Origin of the sequence: Synechocystis sp. LEGE 06083, assembly GCF_015207725.1 — a bacterium.
Taxonomy (GTDB): domain Bacteria; phylum Cyanobacteriota; class Cyanobacteriia; order Cyanobacteriales; family Microcystaceae; genus Synechocystis; species Synechocystis salina.
In genome coordinates, this window is record NZ_JADEWJ010000435.1 from 1 (window position 1) to 1,557 (window position 1,557).

The 1,557-nt window shown below is 47.8% G+C and carries 2 protein-coding genes and 1 pseudogene; all 3 read right to left on the reverse strand.

From position 1 onward, the window contains the following. Positions 1-297: Glu/Leu/Phe/Val dehydrogenase (locus IQ219_RS19500; RefSeq protein ID WP_194073711.1), on the reverse strand; the 297-nt coding region annotated here is incomplete at its 3' end. Between the two features lie 137 nt (positions 298-434). After that, positions 435-827, reverse strand: a complete 393-nt coding sequence (locus IQ219_RS19505) for a RidA family protein (RefSeq protein WP_194073713.1) — start codon at positions 825-827, stop codon at positions 435-437. Between the two features lie 146 nt (positions 828-973). Then, positions 974-1,557: pseudogene (locus tag IQ219_RS19510) on the reverse strand (PAS domain-containing sensor histidine kinase); the annotation flags it as partial.

A 1,557-nucleotide genomic window follows, 5' to 3' on the forward strand; every position in this document is an offset into this window, starting at 1 on the left:
GGGTAAATTTAACAGGGCACACTTAAAGGTCATCCAAAAAGCAAGGGACTGTACTTCGTCCATGGTGACGTTGGGATGGTAGCGCACCCCCCCTTTCCCCGGTCCTCTGGTGTCGTCGTAGCGCACTCTGTAACCGGGAAATATTTTCAGGGAGCCATCGTCCATCCGCACTGGAATGGAAACACTGAGGCTAGTTTTGGGATATTTCAGCCTTTCTCCGGCATCGTCGGAAATGGCCACATATTTAAGGGCTTTTTCGAGGCGTTTACTGGCATCGGTAAAAAGAGATCCAGCCATAATTGCTACTCCTGGAACATTGGGGCCGCCGTTGGCATTGTGGTACGCCCCCTTGGGGCGGCCTGACATTGCGAACAAATTTGTTTGGTCAATAGTTCCATTAGAGCATGGAGTCTGGATCGATGGCTGACATTCCCCTAGCTTGGTAACACAGCGACACAATCAATTTCCACCAACACATCCTTGGGCAGGCGGGCCACTTCCACACAACTGCGGGCCGGGGCGATCGCCTCGTCGAAATATTGGGCATAGATGGCGTTAACAGCGGCAAAATCATTCATATCTTGCAAAAAAACCGTCGTTTTAACCACATTTTTCCAATCACAGCCTGCTTCCTGTAACACTGCCCCTAAATTAGCCAATACCTGTTTCGCTTGGGCTTCCACGTTCCCTTCTCCCACAATGGTCATGGTTTGGGGATCCAGGGCAATTTGTCCGGCGGTAAAGAGAAAACCATTGGCGGCGATCGCCTGGTTATAGGGGCCAACGGGGGCCGGGGCTTGGGCGGTGTTAATAATTTTCATTGTCAAGAGAATAAAGTTTGAGCTAAAAAACAAAGTTGCCATAGCTAAGCCTTTGATCCTAATCTTGCCCGTTACCTTAGGCCAAGGCCGGATTAGTTGTGCCCTCAGCCCGATCAAAATAAGTTAAACAAATTTAAGTCGTTCTGGGTCTTTCACTGGTAGACGATCGCCTGGGAATGCTGTAGAAAAATCTCCATCAGCCGATGGAAGCGCACTGGCCTAACCAAAAACTGATCGGCTGCGATCTCTATCTGCACGGTGTCACCGTCCGCATAATCCATGGCATCGATTAGGGCAACAATGGTCACAGAATCAGCACCCAGGAAATCTCTGATCTCATCTAGCATCTGCTTGGTGGAGTTGGTAACCTGGGGTAAATCCATCACCAACCAGTGGTAAGAATGATTATCCAATTGTTTTAAGGCGGATAATTGAGCCCTAGTCGGAAAAGAAGCATTTAACCATTGCAGTTGGTAACCCCTAGCTCGGAAATAACTACTCAGGGTAGTGGCATAGGCGGAATTTTCACTAATTAAAGTGATGGTTGTTGGAGTCGGATTATTAATGCTAGAAACCTTAAATAATTCGCCCTGGGGAGGCTGGTCAACGCCATCTTGAAGAATACAAGGAATAACGACAAAAAATTGACTACCCCGGTTTAATTCACTGGTGACACCTACCAAACCTCCATGGAGTTCAACAATTTTTTTCACTAGAGAAAGACCTAATCCTGTAC